This is a genomic window from Ideonella alba (assembly GCF_018069875.1).
In the GTDB taxonomy this organism is placed as follows: Bacteria; Pseudomonadota; Gammaproteobacteria; order Burkholderiales; family Burkholderiaceae_C; genus Ideonella; species Ideonella alba.
In genome coordinates, this window is sequence record NZ_JAGQDF010000009.1 from 209,627 (window position 1) to 229,392 (window position 19,766).

11 protein-coding genes are annotated in these 19,766 nt (G+C 68.1%); 5 read left to right on the forward strand and 6 right to left on the reverse strand.

Annotated features, from left to right (window positions below):
• Positions 1-47: 47 nt before the first annotated feature.
• Together KAK07_RS16530 and KAK07_RS16535 are read right to left on the reverse strand one after the other, a co-directional pair.
• On the reverse strand, positions 48-671 hold the full coding sequence (locus KAK07_RS16530) for a response regulator transcription factor (protein WP_210804387.1): 624 nt from the start codon (positions 669-671) through the stop codon (positions 48-50).
• Complete coding sequence (locus tag KAK07_RS16535; RefSeq protein WP_210861961.1) at positions 668-3,238, reverse strand: PAS domain-containing sensor histidine kinase; 2,571 nt, start codon at positions 3,236-3,238, stop codon at positions 668-670. The genes KAK07_RS16530 and KAK07_RS16535 overlap by 4 nt, the downstream gene beginning before the upstream one ends.
• Before the next feature lie 173 nt (positions 3,239-3,411).
• Between KAK07_RS16535 and aceE the strand changes: the two genes are divergently transcribed.
• The 3 genes from aceE to lpdA are packed head-to-tail and all read left to right on the forward strand — an operon-like array spanning position 3,412 to position 9,631.
• Positions 3,412-6,117, forward strand: a complete 2,706-nt coding sequence (aceE, locus tag KAK07_RS16540; RefSeq protein WP_210853822.1) for a pyruvate dehydrogenase (acetyl-transferring), homodimeric type — start codon at positions 3,412-3,414, stop codon at positions 6,115-6,117.
• 24 nt (positions 6,118-6,141) lie between these two features.
• Complete coding sequence (aceF, locus tag KAK07_RS16545) at positions 6,142-7,800, forward strand: dihydrolipoyllysine-residue acetyltransferase (protein WP_210853823.1); 1,659 nt, start codon at positions 6,142-6,144, stop codon at positions 7,798-7,800.
• A gap of 13 nt (positions 7,801-7,813) precedes the next feature.
• Positions 7,814-9,631 carry a dihydrolipoyl dehydrogenase gene (gene lpdA / locus KAK07_RS16550; RefSeq protein ID WP_210853824.1) on the forward strand — a complete coding sequence of 606 codons (1,818 nt, stop codon included), beginning with the start codon at positions 7,814-7,816 and terminating at the stop codon, positions 9,629-9,631.
• A gap of 67 nt (positions 9,632-9,698) precedes the next feature.
• Here the strand turns inward: lpdA and KAK07_RS16555 are convergent, their stop codons facing one another.
• The 3 genes from KAK07_RS16555 to KAK07_RS16565 form a co-directional block, all read right to left on the reverse strand.
• On the reverse strand, positions 9,699-11,048 hold the full coding sequence (locus KAK07_RS16555; protein ID WP_210853825.1) for a L,D-transpeptidase family protein: 1,350 nt from the start codon (positions 11,046-11,048) through the stop codon (positions 9,699-9,701).
• A 22-nt stretch (positions 11,049-11,070) separates the two neighbouring features.
• Positions 11,071-12,183: a nuclear transport factor 2 family protein gene (locus KAK07_RS16560; RefSeq protein WP_210853826.1), complete on the reverse strand. Its 1,113-nt coding sequence runs from the start codon at positions 12,181-12,183 to the stop codon at positions 11,071-11,073.
• Between the two features lie 220 nt (positions 12,184-12,403).
• Positions 12,404-14,221, reverse strand: coding sequence for a TolC family outer membrane protein (locus KAK07_RS16565; protein WP_210853827.1), 1,818 nt, complete (start codon positions 14,219-14,221; stop codon positions 12,404-12,406).
• Between the two features lie 191 nt (positions 14,222-14,412).
• On the opposite strand from KAK07_RS16565, the gene KAK07_RS16570 reads away from it, so the two are divergent.
• Together KAK07_RS16570 and KAK07_RS16575 are read left to right on the forward strand one after the other, a co-directional pair.
• Positions 14,413-15,114, forward strand: a complete 702-nt coding sequence (locus KAK07_RS16570) for a transglutaminase-like cysteine peptidase (protein WP_210861968.1) — start codon at positions 14,413-14,415, stop codon at positions 15,112-15,114.
• 52 nt (positions 15,115-15,166) lie between these two features.
• The gene (locus KAK07_RS16575) at positions 15,167-17,089 is read left to right on the forward strand and encodes a bifunctional diguanylate cyclase/phosphodiesterase (RefSeq protein WP_210853829.1); all 1,923 of its coding nucleotides are present in this window, start codon (positions 15,167-15,169) and stop codon (positions 17,087-17,089) included.
• A 226-nt stretch (positions 17,090-17,315) separates the two neighbouring features.
• On the opposite strand, the gene KAK07_RS25825 is transcribed toward KAK07_RS16575, so the two are convergent.
• The coding region (locus tag KAK07_RS25825; protein ID WP_210853830.1) for a cadherin-like domain-containing protein at positions 17,316-19,766 on the reverse strand (2,451 nt) is incomplete at its 5' end.

Here is a 19,766-nt window from a genome sequence, read left to right on the forward strand (position 1 = left end):
GAATGCAAAACGGGGCGCGAGGCCCCGTTCGGTGGTGTCGGGCCGGATCAGGCCTTCTGGGAAGCACCCAGCGCGATCTTCAGCAGGTCGGCCACGGTGTTCGCGTTGAGCTTTTCCATGATGTTGGCGCGGTGCGCCTCGACCGTCTTGATGCTGATGCCCAGGTCGTCGGCGATCTGCTTGTTCAGGCGGCCGGCGACGATGCGCTCAAGCACCTGCGCCTCGCGGGTGGTCAGGCGCGACAGCAGGGCGTCGCGGCTGGCCTGCTCCTGGTGCTGGCTGAAGGCCACGCGGGCCTGGTCCAGCATGCGCTCGACCAGCGAGACCAGCTCTTCTTCCTTGAAGGGCTTCTCGATGAAGTCCATCGCGCCCTTCTTCATGGTGTTCACCGCCATGGGCACGTCGCCGTGGCCGGTGATGAAGACGATGGGCAGCGGGCTCTTGCGCTCCAGCAGCCGGTCCTGCAGTTCCAGACCGCTCATGCCGTCCATGCGGATGTCGGCGATCAGGCAGGCCACCTCGCGCGGGTCGAAGCGCGACAGGAAGGATTCGGCCGAGTCGAAGCACTTGACCCGGTAGTCCTTGCCCTCGAGCAGCCATTGCAGGGAGTCACGGACCGCCTCGTCGTCGTCGACCACGTAGACGGTACCTTTCTTGGGGATCAGGCTCATGAGGAAGCAGCGTTGGGGTTGGCGGCCGCGGCCTCGTCGGGTACTTCGGGTACCGGCGGTGCCTCGGCGCGCTGGCTGAGGTCGACGGGCAGGGTGAAGGCGAACCGGCACCCCGTCACATGCGTGCCATTGTATTGGTTCTGGGCCCTCATCCGACCACGGTGCGACTCAATGATCGAGCGGCACAAGGACAGGCCGATGCCCATGCCGTCGGCCTTGGTCGAATAAAAGGCTTCGTACAGTCGGCTGAGCACGTCCTCGGGGATGCCGGGGCCGGTGTCGGTCACGCTGAACTCGATCACCCCGCCTTCCTCGGCGGTGTGGCGCGGCGCCACGCGCAGCTCGATGTGTCGCCGCGTGGGCGGCATGCGGGCGCCGTCGATCGCCTCGGCGGCGTTCTTCAGCAGGTTCAGCAGCACCTGCTCGATCAGGATGGGGTCGACATGCAGCGTCGGCAGGCGCTGGGCCACATAGGTGTGGATGTTGACCTTGCGACGGCGCAGTTCGATGCCGGCCAGCTCCACCGCGTCCTCGACGATGTCCTTGGCCTGGGCCGCCTGGCGCTGCGGCTCGCTGCGTTTCACGAAGCTGCGGATGCGGTGGATGATCTGCCCGGCGCGCTCGGCCTGGCGGCCGGTCTTCTGCAGTGCCGCCACCAGGTCGTCGTTGCTGATGCTCCCGGCCTGCACCCGGCTGACCATGCCATTGCAGTAGTTGTTGATCGCGGTCAGCGGCTGGTTCAGCTCATGCGCCACCGACGAGGCCATCTCGCCCATCGTGATCAGCCGGCTGGTCACCGAGGCCTTTTCGGCCTGCTGGCGCGCCAGCTCCTCCACCCGGCGCCGGGCGGTGATGTCGGTGGCGATCAGCATCTGGGCCAGGCGGCCGTCGGTCCATTGCACATAGCGCGAGCGCACATCGAACCACATCTGCAGCGAGTCGATGAACACCTCGTGCGGCTGCGTGCTGGTCTCGGTCAGCGGATGGGTGGGCAGGCCGGAGAGGTTGTCGACGTCCTCGTCGTCCTCGGTCTGGAAGACGCTGTCGCCGGCGCTGCTGGCCAGCAGCGAATGGCCCTGGGCGTCGGCGCCGAACCACAGCCGGTAGCTGCGGTTGCAGAACAGCAGCTCGTTGTGCTGGACCGACATCACCGACACGGCGGCCTCCAGGCCTTCCAGCACGGTGGTGAAGCGCTCGTGCGAGGCGCTGAGCTGGTCGCGGATGCGCTTGGCCTCGGTGATGTTGGTCATCGAGGTCATCCAGCCGGTCTGCTGGCCCTTGGGGTCGATCAGCGGCGAGACGTACATCCGCGCATCGAAGACCGAGCCATCCTTGCGCATCACCTTGACCTCGATGCCGCCGGCCGGGCTGCGACCCTGCAGCTCCTGCTGCAGCAGGCGCGAGTTCTCCTCGATGCGGTCGCTGGGCCAGTAGGGGAAGGGCGGGCGCCCGCCGACCAGGTCGTCCTCGGAGAAGCCGGTCATCGCGCAGAAGGCCGGGTTGACGTAGGTGACCCGGCCTTCCAGGTCCATCGCCCGCATGCCGGTCAGCATGGAGTTCTCCATGGCCCGACGGAAGTTGGTTTCCTGCACCAGCGCGCCCTGGATCTGCGCGCGCCGGCGCACATGGCGCCAGGTGCCCAGCAGCATCCACACCGTCAGCACCGACAGCGCCACCACCATCCAGAACAGCGTGCTGCCGATGAGGCCGACCGAGGTGCGGTAGCCCATGCCCTTGAGCACCAGTCCGTTGGACATCGGCGCCAGCGGCAGCTCGTAGCTCAGCGAGGGCGGGCTGCTGCGCTGGCCGGGCATCGCGGTGACGGTGCTGGTCAGCGTGCGGCCGCCGCTGTCAAGCACGGCGATGCTGTGGCGGCGCGTGACCTCGGGCGGCACATGGTGGCGCAGCAGGGCCTCGATGCCGTAGTCGATGGCGAGCACGCCATTGAAGTTGCCGCGGTCGATCAGCGGCACCTGGATCTGGAACACCGGCACGCCAGCGGCATCGGTGAAGGCGTGCGAGTAGACCGGTTGGCGGCTGTCGCGGGCGGCCTGGAAGGTGAACTCGGCGTCGATCGGCTGGCCCTGGGCGGGCAGTGAGGGGTCGGTCTTGACGCCGTCGGTGGCCACCAGCGGCGCAAATCCCATCAGTTCCTGGCTGGCACGAACCTGACGCTGGGCGGTGATCCAGGCGATGCGCCGCACCGCAGGGCGCTCGCGCTGGAAGGTGGCTGCCTGGTCCAGGAAATCGGAGGTGGTGATGTCGCGCGTGGCCAGCTCGCGGGCGATGCGCACCAGTTGCTCCTGGTTCTCGATCAGGTGCAGCCGGATCTGTTGCTGGGCCACCTCGGTGTCGCGGCGCAGCGCCTCGGCGGTGCGCTCGATTTCCTCGTTGCGCAGGTACCAGGACGCGGCGGTGATGGCCGCCAGGAACATCAGCACCGACAGCAGCGGGCCGATCGTGGCGAAGCGGTCCTGGCGCGCCGGGGACTGCTTGCGCCACCAGCGTCCGAAAAGGCGGTTCAGCCGCGAGCGGTAGGTGGCGGAAAGTTCGGCGAGCTTGCTCATGCGGTGTGGATTATCCGGCCCGCGTGACCTGGGACACGGTCCGGAATCGGCCAGATGCGTCACGAATTCCGTAATATGAAATGATTGTCCGCGATTTGAAAATTCCAAAAGCCTGTGCGACACTTCGCGCCGATCCGACATCCCCCAAACGGACCTTCACAGGAGACAAATCCATGTCCGCCAGCCCCGACGCCCGTCCCGGTGCACTGCCGCCCGATCTGGACGCCCAGGAAACCCGCGAATGGCTGGATGCCCTCCAGGCCGTGATCGACAAGGAAGGTCCTGACCGCGCCCACTTCCTGCTGGAACAGTTGCTGGAGGAAGCCCGTCAGCACAGCGTGGACATGCCGTTCTCGGCCACCACGGGCTATGTCAACACGATCGAGCCCAACGAGGAAGAGCGCTGCCCCGGCAACATCGAGGTGGAAGAGCGCCTGCGCGCCTACATGCGCTGGAACGCGATGGCCATGGTCGTCAAGGCCAACCGCCACAACCCCGAGGATGGCGGTGACCTGGGCGGCCACATCGGCTCCTTCGCGTCGCTGGCCCACATGTTCGGTGCCGGCTTCAACCACTTCTGGCACGCCGAAGGCCCGGACCACGGCGGCGACTGCGTCTACTTCCAGGGCCACGTGGCCCCCGGCGTGTACGCCCGCGCCTACCTGGAAGGCCGGCTGACCGAGGAGCAACTGCTGCATTTCCGCCAGGAAGTCGACGGCAAGGGCCTGTCCAGCTACCCGCACCCGAAGCTGATGCCCGGCTTCTGGCAGTTCCCCACCGTCAGCATGGGCCTGGGCCCCTTGATGGCCATCTACCAGGCCCGCTTCCTGAAGTACCTGCACGCCCGCGGCATTGCCGACACCAGCAACCGCAAGGTCTGGGTGTTCTGCGGCGACGGCGAGATGGACGAGCCCGAGAGCCTGGGCGCGATCGGCCTGGCCGCCCGCGAAGGCCTGGACAACCTGATCTTCGTCATCAACTGCAACCTGCAGCGCCTGGACGGCCCGGTGCGCGGCAACGGCAAGATCGTCCAGGAACTCGAAGGCGAGTTCCGCGGCGCCGGCTGGAACGTCATCAAGCTGCTGTGGGGCAGCAACTGGGATCCGCTGCTGGCGCGCGACAAGGACGGCGCGCTGCGCAAGCTGATGATGGAGACGCTGGACGGCGACTACCAGGCCTTCAAGGCCAATGACGGCGCCTATGTGCGCAAGCATTTCTTCGGCCGCGACCCGCGCACGCTGGAGATGGTGGCCAAGATGTCCGACGACGACATCTGGAACCTGCGCCGCGGCGGCCACGACCCGCAGAAGGTCTATGCCGCGTACCACAAGGCGGTCAACCACAAGGGCCAGCCCACGGTGCTGCTGATCAAGACGGTCAAGGGCTTCGGCATGGGCAAGGCCGGCGAGGGCAAGAACACCGTCCACCAGACCAAGAAGCTGACCGACGAGGACATCAAGTACTTCCGCGACCGCTTCAACATCCCCATCCCCGACAGCGAGCTGCCGAAGATCCCGTTCTACAAGCCGGCCGACGACACGCCGGAGATGAAGTACCTGCACGAGCGCCGCCAGGCGCTGGGCGGCTACCTGCCGCAGCGCCGCACCAAGGCCGACGAGAGCTTCACCGTGCCCTCGCTCGAGACCTTCAAGGCCGTGCTGGAGCCCACCGCCGAGGGCCGTGAGATCAGTACCACCCAGGCCTATGTGCGCTTCCTGACGCAGCTGCTGCGCGACCAGGCGCTGGGCCCGCGCGTGGTGCCCATACTGGTGGACGAGGCCCGCACCTTCGGCATGGAAGGCCTGTTCCGCCAGGTCGGCATCTACAACCCGAAGGGCCAGCAGTACACCCCGGTCGACAAGGACCAGGTCATGTACTACAAGGAAGACGTGGCCGGCCAGATCCTGCAGGAAGGCATCAACGAGGCCGGCGGCATGAGCAGTTGGATCGCCGCGGCCACCAGCTACAGCACGTCGAACCGGATCATGATCCCGTTCTACGTGTACTACTCGATGTTCGGTTTCCAGCGCATCGGCGACCTGGCCTGGGCCGCTGGCGACATGCAGGCGCGCGGTTTCCTGCTGGGCGGCACCTCCGGCCGCACCACGCTGAACGGCGAGGGCCTGCAGCACGAGGACGGCCACAGCCACATCCTGGCCGGCACGATCCCGAACTGCGTCTCCTACGACCCCACCTTCGCGCACGAGGTGGCGGTGATCATGCAGCATGGTCTGAAGCGCATGGTCGAGAAGCAGGAGAACGTCTTCTACTACCTGACGCTGCTCAACGAGAACTACGCGATGCCGGGCCTGAAGGCCGGCACCGAAGAGCAGATCATCAAGGGCATGTATCTGCTGGAAGAGGGCGCCAAGAAGACACCGCGCGTCAACCTGCTGGGCTCCGGCACGATCCTGCGCGAGTCGATGGCTGCCAAGAAGCTGCTGGAAGAAGAGTGGGGCGTGGCCGCCAATGTGTGGAGCTGCCCGAGCTTCAACGAACTGGCCCGCGACGGCCAGGACTGTGACCGCTGGAACCTGCTGCACCCGACCGAGGCGGCCCGTGTGCCCTTCATCGCGCAGCAGCTGGACCCGCACCCGGGCCCGGTGATCGCGTCGACCGACTATATGAAGAACTACGCCGAACAGGTGCGGGCCTTCATCCCCAAGGGCCGGACCTTCAAGGTGCTGGGCACCGACGGCTTCGGCCGCAGCGACTTCCGCAGCAAGCTGCGCGAGCACTTCGAGATCAACCGCCACTACATCGTCGTGGCGGCGCTGAAGTCGCTGGCCGACGAGGGCAGCGTGCCGGCCGCCAAGGTGGCCGAGGCGATCGCCAAGTACGGTCTGAACACCGAGAAGATCAACCCGCTGTACGCCTGACGCGCGGCCCGACGGAGACAAGACATGGCATTGGTTGAAGTGAAGGTCCCCGACATCGGGGACTTCAAGGACGTGGCGATCATCGAGCTGCTGGTCAAGCCCGGCGACACGGTGAAGGCCGAACAGAGCCTGATCACGGTGGAGTCGGACAAGGCCTCGATGGAGATCCCCTCGTCGCATGCCGGCGTGGTCAAGGAGCTGAAGGTGGCCCTGGGCGACAAGGTCAGCGAAGGCTCGCTGGTGTTGATGCTGGAGACCGCCGGTGAGGCGGCTGCGCCGGCGCCGGCGCCCGCTGCAGTGGCACCGGTGGCCGCGCCAGTGGCCGCCGCCCCGGCCGCCGCGCCGGTGGCGGCTGCCGCGCCGGCCGGCCGCATCGAGGTGCTGGTGCCCGACATCGGCGACTTCAAGGACGTGGCCGTCATCGAGCTGCTGGTCAAGGTGGGCGATACCGTCAAGGTGGAGCAGAGCCTGATCACGGTCGAGAGCGACAAGGCCTCGATGGAGATTCCGTCGTCGCATGCCGGCGTGGTCAAGGAACTCAAGGTCTCGCTGGGCGACAAGGTCAACATCGGCACGCTGATCGCGGTGCTCGAAGGCGCTGGTGGCGTGGCCGCCCCTGCCGCCGCCGCACCGGCACCGGCCGCCGCCGCGCCGGTGGCCGCCGCCCCGGCCGTGGCCGCCGCGGCACCGGCCGGGGCCGCTGCCAGCGTGCCGGCCCACCAGCCCGGCACGCCCGCCCCCGGCCTGCCCCACGCCAGCCCCAGCATCCGCAAGCTGGCGCGCGAGCTGGGCGTGCCGTTGGCCGAGGTCTCGGGTTCCGGCCTGAAGGGCCGCATCACCCAGGACGACGTGCAGAACTTCGTCAAGAGCGTGATGGCTGGCGCCGTGCAGACGGCCGCCCAGAAGGCCAAGGCGCCGGCCGCCGCGCCGGCGGCTGCCGGTGGTGCGTTCCCGGGTCTGCTGCCCTGGCCGCAGGTGGACTTTGCCAAGTTCGGCCCGGTGGAGCGCAAGGACCTCTCGCGCATCAAGAAGATCTCGGGCGCCAACCTGCACCGCAACTGGGTGGTGATCCCGCACGTCACCAACCACGACGACGCCGACATCACCGACCTGGAAGCCTTCCGCGTCCAGCTGAACAAGGAGAACGAGAAGTCCGGCGTCAAGGTGACGATGCTGGCCTTCATGATCAAGGCGGCCGTGGCCGCGCTGAAGAAGTTCCCCGAGTTCAACAGCTCGCTCGATGGCGACCAGCTGGTCTACAAGAACTACTTCCACATCGGCTTCGCGGCGGACACGCCCAATGGCCTGGTGGTGCCGGTGATCAAGGACGCCGACAAGAAGGGCATCTTCCAGATCAGCCAGGAAATGTCCGAGCTGGCCAAGAAGGCGCGCGACGGCAAGCTGGGCCCGGCCGACATGAGCGGCGGCTGCTTCAGCATCTCCAGCCTGGGCGGCATCGGTGGGCGCTACTTCACCCCCATCATCAATGCGCCGGAAGTGGCGATCATGGGCGTGTGCAAGAGCGCCATTGAGCCCAAGTGGGACGGCAAGCAGTTCGCCCCGCGCCTGATGCTGCCGCTGAGCCTGAGCTGGGACCACCGCGTGATCGACGGTGCCGCCGCGGCCCGCTTCAACGTCTACTTCGCCTCGCTGCTGTCCGACTTCCGTCGGATCGCGCTGTGACCGGGAGCTGCACATGGCATTGATCGACGTGCAAGTGCCGGACATCGGCGACTTCAAGGACGTGGGCGTGATCGAGATCCTGGTCAAGCCGGGTGACACGGTGAAGGCCGAGCAGAGCCTGATCACCGTCGAGTCCGACAAGGCCTCGATGGAGATCCCCTCCAGCCACGCGGGCGTGGTGAAGGAACTCAAGCTGGCGCTGGGTGACAAGGTCAACCAGGGCTCGGTGATCCTGGTGCTGGAGGCCGCTGGTGCGGCCGCCGCGCCGGCACCGGCCCCCACCCCTGTCGTGGCAGCGCCGGCGCCGGCCGCAACGGCCCCGGTGGTGGCGCCCACCGCTGCCAGCTTCGGCGGCGGCGCGGACATCGAGTGCGATGTGCTGGTGCTGGGCGCCGGCCCCGGCGGCTACTCGGCCGCCTTCCGCGCGGCCGACCTGGGCCTGAAGGTGGTGATCGTCGAGCGCTACGCCACGCTGGGCGGTGTCTGCCTGAACGTGGGCTGCATCCCCTCGAAGGCGCTGCTGCACGTGGCCGCGGTGATGGACGAGGTGAGCCACCTGGGCGACCTGGGCGTCGAGTTCGGCGCCCCCAGCGTCAACATCGACAAGCTGCGCAGCCACAAGGAAAAGGTCATCGGCAAGCTGACCGGCGGCCTGGCGGCGATGGCCAAGATGCGCAAGGTCACCACCGTGCGCGGCTACGGCGCCTTCGTCGGCCCCAACCATGTGGAGGTGGAAGAGACCACCGGCACCGGCCAGGAGAAGACCGGCAGCAAGAAGGTCGTGGCCTTCAAGACCTGCATCATCGCGGCCGGCTCGCAGGCCGTGCGCCTGCCCTTCATGCCCGACGATCCGCGCGTGGTGGACTCCACCGGCGCGCTGGCGCTGCAGGGCGTGCCCAAGAAGATGCTGATCGTCGGCGGCGGCATCATCGGCCTGGAGATGGGCACCGTCTACAGCACACTGGGCGCCCGCCTGGATGTGGTGGAGATGATGGACGGCCTGATGCAGGGCGCCGACCGCGACCTGGTCAAGGTCTGGGAGAAGATGAACAAGGGCCGCTTCGACAAGATCCTGTTGAAGACCAAGACCGTCGGCGCGACGGCCACGCCCGAAGGCATCACGGTGCAGTTCGAGGGCCTGGACGGCACGAAGAGCGAAGGCACCTACGACCTGGTGCTGCAGGCCGTGGGCCGCACGCCCAACGGCAAGAAAATCGCTGCCGACAAGGCGGGGGTGGCGGTGACTGACCGCGGCTTCATCAACGTCGACATCCAGATGCGCACCAACGTGCCGCACATCTTCGCGATCGGCGACATCATCGGTCAGCCGATGCTGGCCCACAAGGCGGTGCACGAGGCGCATGTGGCCGCCGAGGTGATCGCTGGTGAACTGCAGGGCAACAAGGAACTGGCCTCAAGCGCCTTCAACGCCCGCGTGATCCCCAGCGTGGCCTACACCGACCCCGAGGTGGCCTGGGTGGGCCTGACCGAGGACCAGGCCAAGGCGCAAGGCATCAAGGTGAAGAAGGGCCTGTTCCCCTGGACCGCTTCAGGCCGCGCCATCGCCAACGGCCGCGACGAGGGCTTCACCAAGCTGCTCTTTGATGACTCGCCCGAGGCCCATGGCCACGGCAAGATCCTGGGCGGCGGCATCGTGGGCACCCACGCCGGCGACATGATCGGCGAGATCGCACTGGCCATCGAGATGGGCGCCGACGCGGTGGACATCGGCAAGACCATCCACCCGCACCCCACGCTGGGCGAGAGCATCGGCATGGCGGCGGAAGTGGCGCACGGCAGTTGTACTGACCTGCCGCCGAGCAAGCGCTGAGACCGGCAACGGCCGGACACGACAAGGGGCCTGAGGGGCCCCTTGTGCGTTCAGCCGGCAGGCGCCGTCAGCGGACCGGCCCTTCGGCCACGATGCGCCAGCCGCTGCGCGTCTCGCGCCAGTACTGCCGCATGAGCCGGTCGCGGCCCTTGGGGCCGCTGCCGACTTCCTTGAAGGTCACGACCAGCTTGCCTTCGTCGTCGTGCCAGGTGAGCACGCTGACCTCGCCAAAGCCTTCCGGGGCGGACGCCACCTTGGCGCGGAAACGTTGCTCGGCGCCGCCATCCTGCGGACCGCTCTGTTCATACAGCTCGCGCATCTGCGCCAGGTCGGCGCGCAGCCGGGCCTGTTGCCACTGGGCAAAGGTCTGCTGAAAGCCCTCGGGCGTGGCCCGCTTGGCGGGTTCGACCCAGCGGATCTGACGCGTGATGACCACGGGGGTGTCACGCTGGGGCAGGCGGCTGGCCAGCCGCGTGAGGTCTTCATTGGCCATGGCCACGCAGCCATCGCTGTCCAGCGGCGGGCGCGAGTAGGTGCTGGCGGTCACGCCATGCAGCAGGATGCCGCTGCCAGTGCGTCCCTTGAGCTTGTCGTAGGCGTTGGGGTAGTTCAGGGGCAGGGCACCGGAGCCGAAGCGCTCCTGCAGCGAGCGCGGGTCGAGCCGGTCGGTGGTGAAGTACACGCCCAGCGGGGTGCGCTGGTCGCCCTCGACCGATTTGTCCACGCCTTGCTTGCCCACCGAGACATACACGTCGTCGACCAGACGCAGGCCGGCCGGACTGTTCTCGAAGAGGTACAGGCGGGCCGCGCTGGTGTCGACAGCGATCGCGAAGGGCACGCTGGGCGGCAGGCTGAGGAACTCGGCCGGCACGGCGCCTTCGGGGGGACGCTGGATCAGCGCCTTCAGGCGCAGCCGGGCCTCGTCGCGCAGCGTGGTCAGCTCGCCGCGCTCACCGGTGTCAGCGCCTTGCCGGGCACCGGCGCCGAAGTCCTGCAGCGGCTCGAAGCGGGCCACCATCAGGTCGGCTTGCACCAGTTGGGCCAACCGGAAGTTCGGGTAGGCGCGCACCAGGGCTTCGGCGGCCTGCAGCGCGGGTTCGTAGCGGCCGGAGGCCAGCAGCCGGTAGACCGCGATCAGGCGCCTCTCTGGCGAGCCGCGCAAGGCGTCGGGCGGGACCGTGCCAGGAACGGCCTGGTCGACCAGGTTGACCGGCGGCGTCAGGGTTTTCGGCCGCCCCGCCTCCGGGCTGGGCAGCAGGGGGAGGGCGGTGCTGTTGACGGCGGCGGCCGGTTCGGGCGCGGCCGGCACCAGCGACGATGCCACGTTGCCGCCCAGCAGGGCCGTGGCCACCAGACCCGCAGCGCCCAGCGCCGCGGCGCCACGCCGATGAGCGGGCCGGATGCGGTTGATCACCATGCGATACGAGAACCTCGGCGACTCAACCGCCCACCGATTCCTGGCGGATCAGCCACTTGCCGCCACTGCGCACCAGCTCGAGCGTCTTGCGGCTGCTGGTGGACAGCGCGTCGGATTCGTAGTTCTGGCGGAAGCGGGCCGTGGCCTTGTCACCGTTGACGCTGACCTTCAGCTCGCTGACGCTGACCTTGATCGACTTCTTGCCGACGATACGGTCACGCCGCTCCTCGACCCACTTCTTGTGCGAGCCGGACTGGCCCGCATAGTCATTGGTGTAGGCGGCCACATAGTCGCCCATGTCCTTGCGGCTCCAGGCGCTGGCCCAGGCCTTCACGGCGCGCTCGATGTCGGCCTCGGCATTGGCCGGGGCCGGCGTCGGCTTGGGTGCGGCCGGCGCCGCGGCGACCGAGGCGGCGGGCTTGGGCGCCGCAGCCACACTGGCGGCCGGCGCCGGCGCGGGCGGCACCGCGGGTGCCGGCTTCGGCGCTGCTGCGGGCGGCGGCGGGGGCAGTTGCGGCGCCGGTGCCGGGGTCGGCGTGGGCTTGGCTGGCGCAGGGGACGCCGCCGGCGCACTGGAGGCGGTCAGCTCGCGCAGCAGCGAGAGCTTGGGCGGCAAGGTGCTGTCGTTCTTGTCCAGCTGCAGCGCCTTGGTGTAGGCCTGGCTGGCCAGCTGGGCGTAGACGTCGCCCAGGTTCTGGTAGGCGGTGGCGTAGGCCGGGTTGGTGCGGATCGCACGCTCCAGCGACGCGCGGGCCTTCTCGTACTCGCCCTGCGCACCGTAGATGACGGCCATGTTGTTGTAGGGCGCCGGCATGTCGGGGTGATCCTCGACCAGCTTCTGGAACACCGACAACGCTTCAGCCTTGCGGTCCAGCATGGACAGCGCCACGCCGCGGCGGAAACGCATCTGCGGATCCTTCGGGTTGCGCGACAGGCTCTCGTCGATCATCTTCAGGGCCTGGGCGTGCTGGCCGTCCTTGATCAGGCGCTGGATTTCCGCCACATCGGTCGCCGGCTGCGAGGCGGCCGTCTGGGCCAGCGCGGACTCGACCACCAGGGCGGGGGCCAGCATCAGCAGGCCGGCGGCGAGGCCACCCAGGGTACGGACCACGGTCGGACGTTGGGAGGACTTCATCGTTGTGCTGGAGCGGATGCGAATGGGGGGGCGCTGGCCTCGGGCCGCCAGAGCGGCAACGACCGGATGGCGCGTGCTGTCAGACACAGGCCACCACCCGCCTGGGCGCTGTCTTCGGAGTCTATCGAAAAACACGGGGCACTCAGCCTCGCCCGGCCTGAAAAAAGGGCGCGCCACACGGCGCGCCCTTGTACTGCGGACCGGGCAGGCCGGCCGGCCATCAGCGGTTGGTCTCGCGGACGATCAGCCAGTCCTTGCCCGAGAGTTCCCAGGTCAGGGTCTTGACCATCACGTCGTTGTAGTTGGACGAGCGGTAGGTCTGCTTGAAGGTGGTCTCGGCGCGGGTGGGCGACACCGTCTTGGCCTGGATGTCGTCCAGCTGCACGGTGATCTCGCCCGGCTTGGTGACCAGACGCTTGCGCTCGGACATCCACTTGTCCTTGTTGGCCTTCATCGGGCCGAACTTCGGGCTGTAGAAGGTGTAGTAGCGCTCGATGTCCTTGGACATCCAGGCCGCGGCCCAGTCGCGCAGGCGCTGCTCGGCGATCGTGGCGGGCGCATCGGCCGCCTTGGGCGGCATCGGCGCGGGCGGCACGGCGGCGGGCACCGACGGCTGGACCATGGCACGGGCGCGGGCGTCGAGATCCTCGCGCGAGGTGGTGTTGAGCGTGGTCGGGTTCAGCGGGCAGCGGGCGGCGGCGTCCTCGCCGGCGCTCCACTCCTCGTTGCCCATGGCCTGCTTGCGGGCGTCGTCGCGCGACAGGCCCAGGCCGGAGACCAGATTGCCCATCGAGGCCAGCGTGCGCAGACGCGCCACTTCCAGGTCGGCCACGGCCATGGCCAGCGAGCGGCGGGCGGTGTAGACCTCGTTCTCGGCGTTCAGCAGGTCCAGCAGGCTGCGCTGGCTGATGTCGAACTGCTGGCGGTAAGCGTCGCGGGCCTTTTCGATCGCGGCGACGTTGCGCTCCAGGTAGGCCAGCTGTTCGCCCAGCTTGCCGACATCGTTGTAGGCGATGGCGGTGGTCTGGCGCGTGTCGCGGCAGGCCTTGTCGCGCAGGTCGTGGGCCTGGTTCAGCAGGTTGGCGGTCTGGCGCTGGCGGGCGTCGTCGGCGCCGCCGTTGAACAGGTTCCAGTTCAGCACGATCTGGCCGAGGATGTCGCGCTTCTGGTTCTCGACGCCGTCGAAGTTGTGGCCGGCGCCGGCACGCACACGGGCTTCGATGCGCGGCTGGTAGGCGCCCTTGCGCGCCGAGGCCTGCTCCTTCACCGCACGCAGGTTCTCGATCGCCGCCGACACCACCGGGCTGTTGATGGCGGTGGCTTCCAGCGCCGCCGACTGAGTGGCCGGCAGCGTGCGCACGGCCTGGCCCGACAGCGAGCCGGCCGGAGGCATCTCGCCAACGATGCGGCGGTAGCGCTCGGTCACGTCATGCAGGTTGGCCTTCTCGGTCACCAGGTTGGACTCGGCCAGCGCCAGGCGGGCGGCCGCCTGGTCCAGGTCGACGCCCCGGGCCACGCCGGCCTTCACGCGGGACTGGATCTGGTCATGCACGTACTTGTGCTGCACATAGTTCTGCTCGGCCAGGGTCACCAGGGTGCGAAAGCGCTGCACGTCGAAGGTGGCGCGACCGGCCTCGAGGGCGGCCTGCTCGGTGGCGTCGGCGAACTCGAAGTAGCGCGCCAGCTTGCTGTGGCGGGCCCGACCCACCTCGCTGCTGGTGATGAAGCCGTCCCACAGCAGCTGGGTGGCGGTCAGCGCGACGCCAGTGCGGTTCAGGCTCTGGGTGTCGGGGCCGAGGCGACCGGTGATGGTGTCGTTGTTGCGGCCGACGTCAGCGCTCAGGTCGACCTTGGGGCGCAGCGCGCCCGACGCCACGTCCACCTCGTCCATCGAGGCCCGCAGCGCGTTCAGCTTGGCAGCCACATCGGGACTGGTCTCGATGGCCTTCTGGGCAGCGGTGCTGACCGCGGCATTTTGTGCGAAGACGGAGGCACAGGCGAGCGCGGTGGCACTCAGGCAAAGGATGGTTCGCTTCATGACTGAACTAGGGGGTTCGACGATGGTGACCGAATGTAATGGAGCTGCACGCAGCTAACCCATTCGTATCCTAGGGGGGCAGGGAAAGTGATGGGGCGGCGTGGCATCCAGCCCGCCGCTTGTGGTCGGGTTGCCACATTTCTACCACGATCCCGGCTCAAGAGCGCCCGCACAGATGCCGAAGTCGGGGGATGGATCCGCGTCCCCATGGTTTGCCCGTGCTCTCGCGCCAGCGTTCGGCATCGCTGGCCTGGGGCCTGGGCGGCCTGCTGCTGGCGCTGCTGCTGGCGCTGCGCGTGGACGCCGGTCTGGCCTGGGACAGCCAGCGCCTGCTGCGGGGCGCCCAGCCGCTGGGCGAGCTGGCGCTGCGCAATGCGCTGGCGGTGCAGGAGCTGGTGCAGCAGTTGCCCGGGCGCGACGAACCCGGCCGCATCGCGGCCGTGAATGATTTCTTCAACCAGCGGATCGGATTCCGGTCGGACCTGGATTTGTACGGGGTCACCGATTACTGGGCCAGCCCGCTGGAAACCATGGCCCGGGGTGCGGGCGACTGCGAAGATTTCGCAATTGCCAAATATTTCACGCTGGTCGCTGCAGGCGTTTCCCAAAGGAAACTGAGACTGGTGTATGTCCGCGCCATGGATCTGGGCCTGGCTGTGCCCCATATGGTGCTGGCCTACTATCCGACGCCCGACGCCGACCCCTGGGTGCTGGACAACCTGGTCCCTGGCCTGCGGCCGGCGTCGGCGCGGCCCGACCTGACGCCGGTGTTCAGCTTCAACGCCGAGGCGATCTGGGAGGGTGTGGGGTCGTCACCGGTGAAGGGGTCGGCCACCGAGCGGCTGTCGCGGTGGGCGGCGGTGTTGAGAAAAGCGCGTGAGGAGGGCTTCTGATGGCGGCCTCGGTCACCGCGCCGACGGGGTATAACCCCGGCACGGAGGAAGCATGTCCCTGATCCGCCAAGTCTGGCTCCTGCTGGTGGTCACGCTGACCGTGGCCTTTCTCGGCGCGGTGGGCGTGTCGCTGAGCACGGCGCGCGAGTACCTGCAGACGCAGCTCACCGCCAAGAACAACGACACCGCCCAGGCCCTGGCCCTGACACTGGGGCAGCAGGGGGGTGACCGCACGGCCATCGACCTGATGCTGGCCTCGCAGTTCGATACCGGGGCCTACCAGCGCATCGAATTGCTGGGGGCCGATGGCTCACGCCTGTCCAGCCGCGTGGCGCAGCCGCGCGCCTCCTCCGCGCCGGACTGGTTCATCGAGTTGCTGCGCATCGAGCCGGAGACCGGTGTCTCGCAGGTGGGCGACGGCTGGAAGCAGATCGGTCGGCTGGAGGTGGTCAGCCAGGTCAGCTATGCCTATGAACAACTGTGGCGCGGTGCCCAGGTCACCACCGGTCTGCTCGCGCTGCTGGCCCTGCTGACCGGCGCGCTCGCCTGGGCGGGCGTGCGGCGCATCCGAGAGCCGCTGGAGGCCGTGGTGGCGCAGGCGGCGGCGCTCACCGAGCGGCGCTTCGTCACCGTCAGTGAACCCCAGGTGCCCGAGTTGCGCGACGTGACCCGGGCGATGAACGGCATGGTCACCCGGCTCAAGGCCATGTTCGACGAGCAGGCGGGTCAGGTCGACCAACTGCGCCGCCGGGCCAATTGCGACGAGCTGACCGGTCTGTCCAACCGCACCCATTTCCTCAGCCGGCTCAAGGCCGTGCTGGGCAGCGAAGACGGGCCCGCTTCGGGCGCGCTGCTGCTGATCCGGCTGACCGAGCTGCAACGCCTGAACCGCCGTCTGGGCCACGCCGGCACCGACGCGCTGCTGTGCGATGCGGCCGCGGCGCTGAGCGAATCGGCGGCGCGCAACCCGCAGCCCGAGGTGGGGCGCCTCAACGGGTCCGATTTCGCGATGCTGCTGCCGGATGCCGGCTCGCTGCGCGAGCCCGCGGTGGACGTCGGTGCGCGCCTGCGTGGCGTGCTGCGTCAGCATGGGGTGGATTCGTCGGCCGTGGTGGGCGCGGTGCGCTGGTGGCATGCCGCCCCGGTGTCGTCGCTGCTGGCGGCGGCCGACCAGGCGCTGGCGCGTGCCGAGTCGCGTGGCGCCTTCGCGGTCGAGGTGGACGATTCGGGCGAGGGCCTGGTGCTCGGCCAGGAGGCCTGGCGCCAGCGCATTGACGCGGCGATCAATGCCGGGCGGGTGCGCCTGGTGGAGTACCCGCTGGTGGCGGCCGACCTGTCCGAGGTGCACCGCGAGTGCCCGCTGCGCATGCAGATCGACGAGGGTGGCGAATGGCTGCCCGCCGCACAGTGGCTGCCGATGGCGCGCCGCGTGCAACAGATGGACCGGATCGACCTGATCGCGGTGACCCAGGCCCTGACGGCCATCGCCAACGATGGCGTGCCACGGGCCGTGAACATCAGCCCAGGGTCGCTCACCGAGCCCGACTTCCTGCCCAGCCTGCGGGCCTTGCTGTGGGAGCGCCGCGAGGCCGCTCCCGGCCTGTGGCTGGAGATGGCCGAGTCCGGCGCGCTGCGGCAGCTGCAGGCGGTGCGCGAACTGGCCGCGCTGGCGCGCGCGCGCGGTGCGCGCCTGGGCCTGGAACATGCCGGCCATGAGCTGGGTGATGCGGGCGTGCTGCTGGAAGCCGGCCTCGATTTCGTCAAGCTCGATGCCTCGCTGATCGAGGGCGTGGGCAGCGACACGGCCCGCCGGGAGCATGTGGAGAGCATCGCGCGCATGCTGCACGGCATCGGCCTGCAGGTGTTCGCCGAGGGCGTGAGCGATGAAGCCGATGCCTCGGCGCTGTGGGCTTGTGCGCTGGACGGCGTCACCGGGCCCGTGGTGGCTCGCCTGTTGAACGACCGGCCTGCCTGACCCGGTCGCCGGCCGCACCGGTGACCCACCTGGCGGCACCAGGCCGCCTTCATTGATCGTCGCAGCATGCGGTCGGACCACGGGGCCGGACCGCGGCCGCGCCAGGGTCGATCGGCGGCTGACCCAAGACGCACATCGCAAGAAGAACAGGGCCGGCACCTCGCTGGGAGGCGTCGGCCCTGTCGGTCCCTGACCGCAGGGTCAGGGCGCAAGGGGCGGCTGCGGGTCAGGTCCCGTTGTCGGTCAGCAGCTTGTTGCGGTTCAGCAGTTCCTGGATCACCTGCGCGTCGGTGGCGGCACCGGTCAGGCCCAGCGCCGTGCGCAGATCCACGCCGGTCAGCGTGATGGTCTGGTCAGTCTTGGACGGGTCGTACACCCCGTTGACGAAGCCGCCGATCGAGCTGATGTGGATCGTCGTGGTCCCCGGCGTGGTCGTGGTGTCGAAGTCCAGGTAGTTTTGCAGGTTGTTGACCGCGCTGGTCGACACCCACTCACCCACCAGGAAGTCGCGCAGATCCAGCACGTCACCGCCGGACGCCGCCGCAGCGGCGTCGAAGTCGGTGATGGTGTCGACATGCGTGGCACCGCGGTCGGCCAGCGTCCAGGCAAAGGTATCGCTGCCGGCCCCGCCGGTCATGGTGTCGTTGCCAAGGCCGCCCCAGATCGTGTCGTTGCCGTCGCCGCCGTTGAGCACGTCGGTTCCGGCACCACCGTCCAGCACGTCGTTGCCGCCGTTGCCGTTCTGGGTGTCGTTGCCGTCGCTGCCGACGAAGCGGTCAGCGTTGGCCGTGCCGGTCTGGTTGTCGGCGTTGAGGGTCCCGAAGATGTTGTTCAGGTTCTCGCCGTTCAGATCGCGCTCGGTCAACTGGCCCACGATGTTCAGGTCAATGGTCCCGATGTCCGACGATGAGCTTGAGCCATTGCCGCCTTCGGTGGCCGTGGCCTGCACATTGAAGGTGATGTGACCCGTGATCGTCGTGGGCAGATGCAGCACGGCGGAGGACAGTTCCGACCCGTTGATCGTGATGGAGCCGTTGGCGTCGACCAGGTGGGTGCCCGTGCTGGTGACGATGGAGGTTCCCTGGGCCAGCCCGCTGAAGGTCAGCGTCAGCGATTCCGAGCCATCGGTATCGACCAGCGCCGCGCTCACGTGCTTGGCCAGGCTGACGCCGGTGAAGGTGCCACCATTGCCATTGACCACGCCGCTGCCGGTCGACGTCACCGAGATGTCGTCGATCATGGCGCCGCGACCACCCACCTGGGTCAGGGTGCGGTTGGTACGGATTTCGATCGTGTGGTCCTGTCCATCACCCTCGAAGCGGAACTTCACGTTCTTCCAGTCCAGGTAGGCCGTCGGACTGGTCGACGAGTACTGCTTGATCAGCACGCCATCGACATAGAAGCCGAAGGTCGTGTACTCGGAGGTGTAGCCCGGGCGACCCGCATAGTCGAACGACAGTTCGTAGATCTGGCCAGCTGCGGTGCTGACGGTGCGGCTGATGCCCAGGGTCTGCGCCAGCGGGCCGTTCGACCCATTGCCTGCGTCGTTGAGTTCCAGCCAGTCATCACCATTGCCCGCAGACGCCACCACCACCGGATACGACCAGGTGCCGCTGTCGGCCTCGTTCGGCGTGTAGGTCTGGATGTCGCGGTTGGTCCAGATCTCGTAACCGTTGGAGCCGCCCGTCAGGATTTCGCCGGTATCGACGCGCGTCCAACCCTCGAAGTTGGTGACCGCGTTCAGGGTGCTGGTCTGGTCGGTGGTGCTGTTGACGTTCGCCTCCCAGCTGTTGCTGAAGATGATGGAGCCGCTGGTCAGCGGGTTGTTCACCACCAGCGTGGGCTTGTCAGCCACCGGTGTCACATGGATGTCCAGCGTGCTGCTCGAGCCGGTGTTGGTGGTGTAGGTCACCACCGGCACATTGCCCGACCAGTTGGCGGCTGGCGTGAAGCTGTAGTTGCCGTTGCCCAGCAGCTGGAAGCTGCCGATGCCGGCCAACTGCACCGTGTCGCCGGCGTTGTGGCTGACACCGTTGATCACGAAGCTGGCCACCGACAGGACGTTGTCGATGTCGCTGTCGTTGCTCAGCACGTTGCCGCTGGCGATCGTGTCTTCCAGCACCGTGTTCGAGTCGGCCACCAGCACCGACGGGTCGTCGACGTTGATGATGTCCGGACCCAGGATCAGCCTGGCCGTGTCGAAGCCGCCCTTGCCATCGGTGATGGTGTAGGTGGCTTCGGGGATGGTGCCGTCGTAGTTGGGCGCCGGCGTGAACGTGAAGCGGCCGTCGGCGTGGACGATCAGCGTGCCGATGGCTTCACCCAGGGCATTGCGGATCGTCGCGGTGCTCTCGGCGGTGAAGGTCTCGGCCACGCCGTCGCCGTTGGTGTCGATGGCGAACTCGGTGACCGTCAGCGTGTCGCCGTCGACATCCGAGTCTGCCACCGGGTCGGTGATGACATTGCCATTGACGGCGGTGTCCTCGGTGACCTGGTAGGTGTTGTCGGTGGCGTTGGGCGCGTCGTTGACGTCGATGATGTCCGGACCCAGGATCAGCTTGGCCGTGTCGAAGCCGCCGTGGCCATCGGAGATGGTGTAAGTGGCGAGCGGGATCAGGCCGTTGTAGTCCTTGGCCGGGGTGAAGGTGAAGGTACCGTCGTCACGCACGACCAGGGT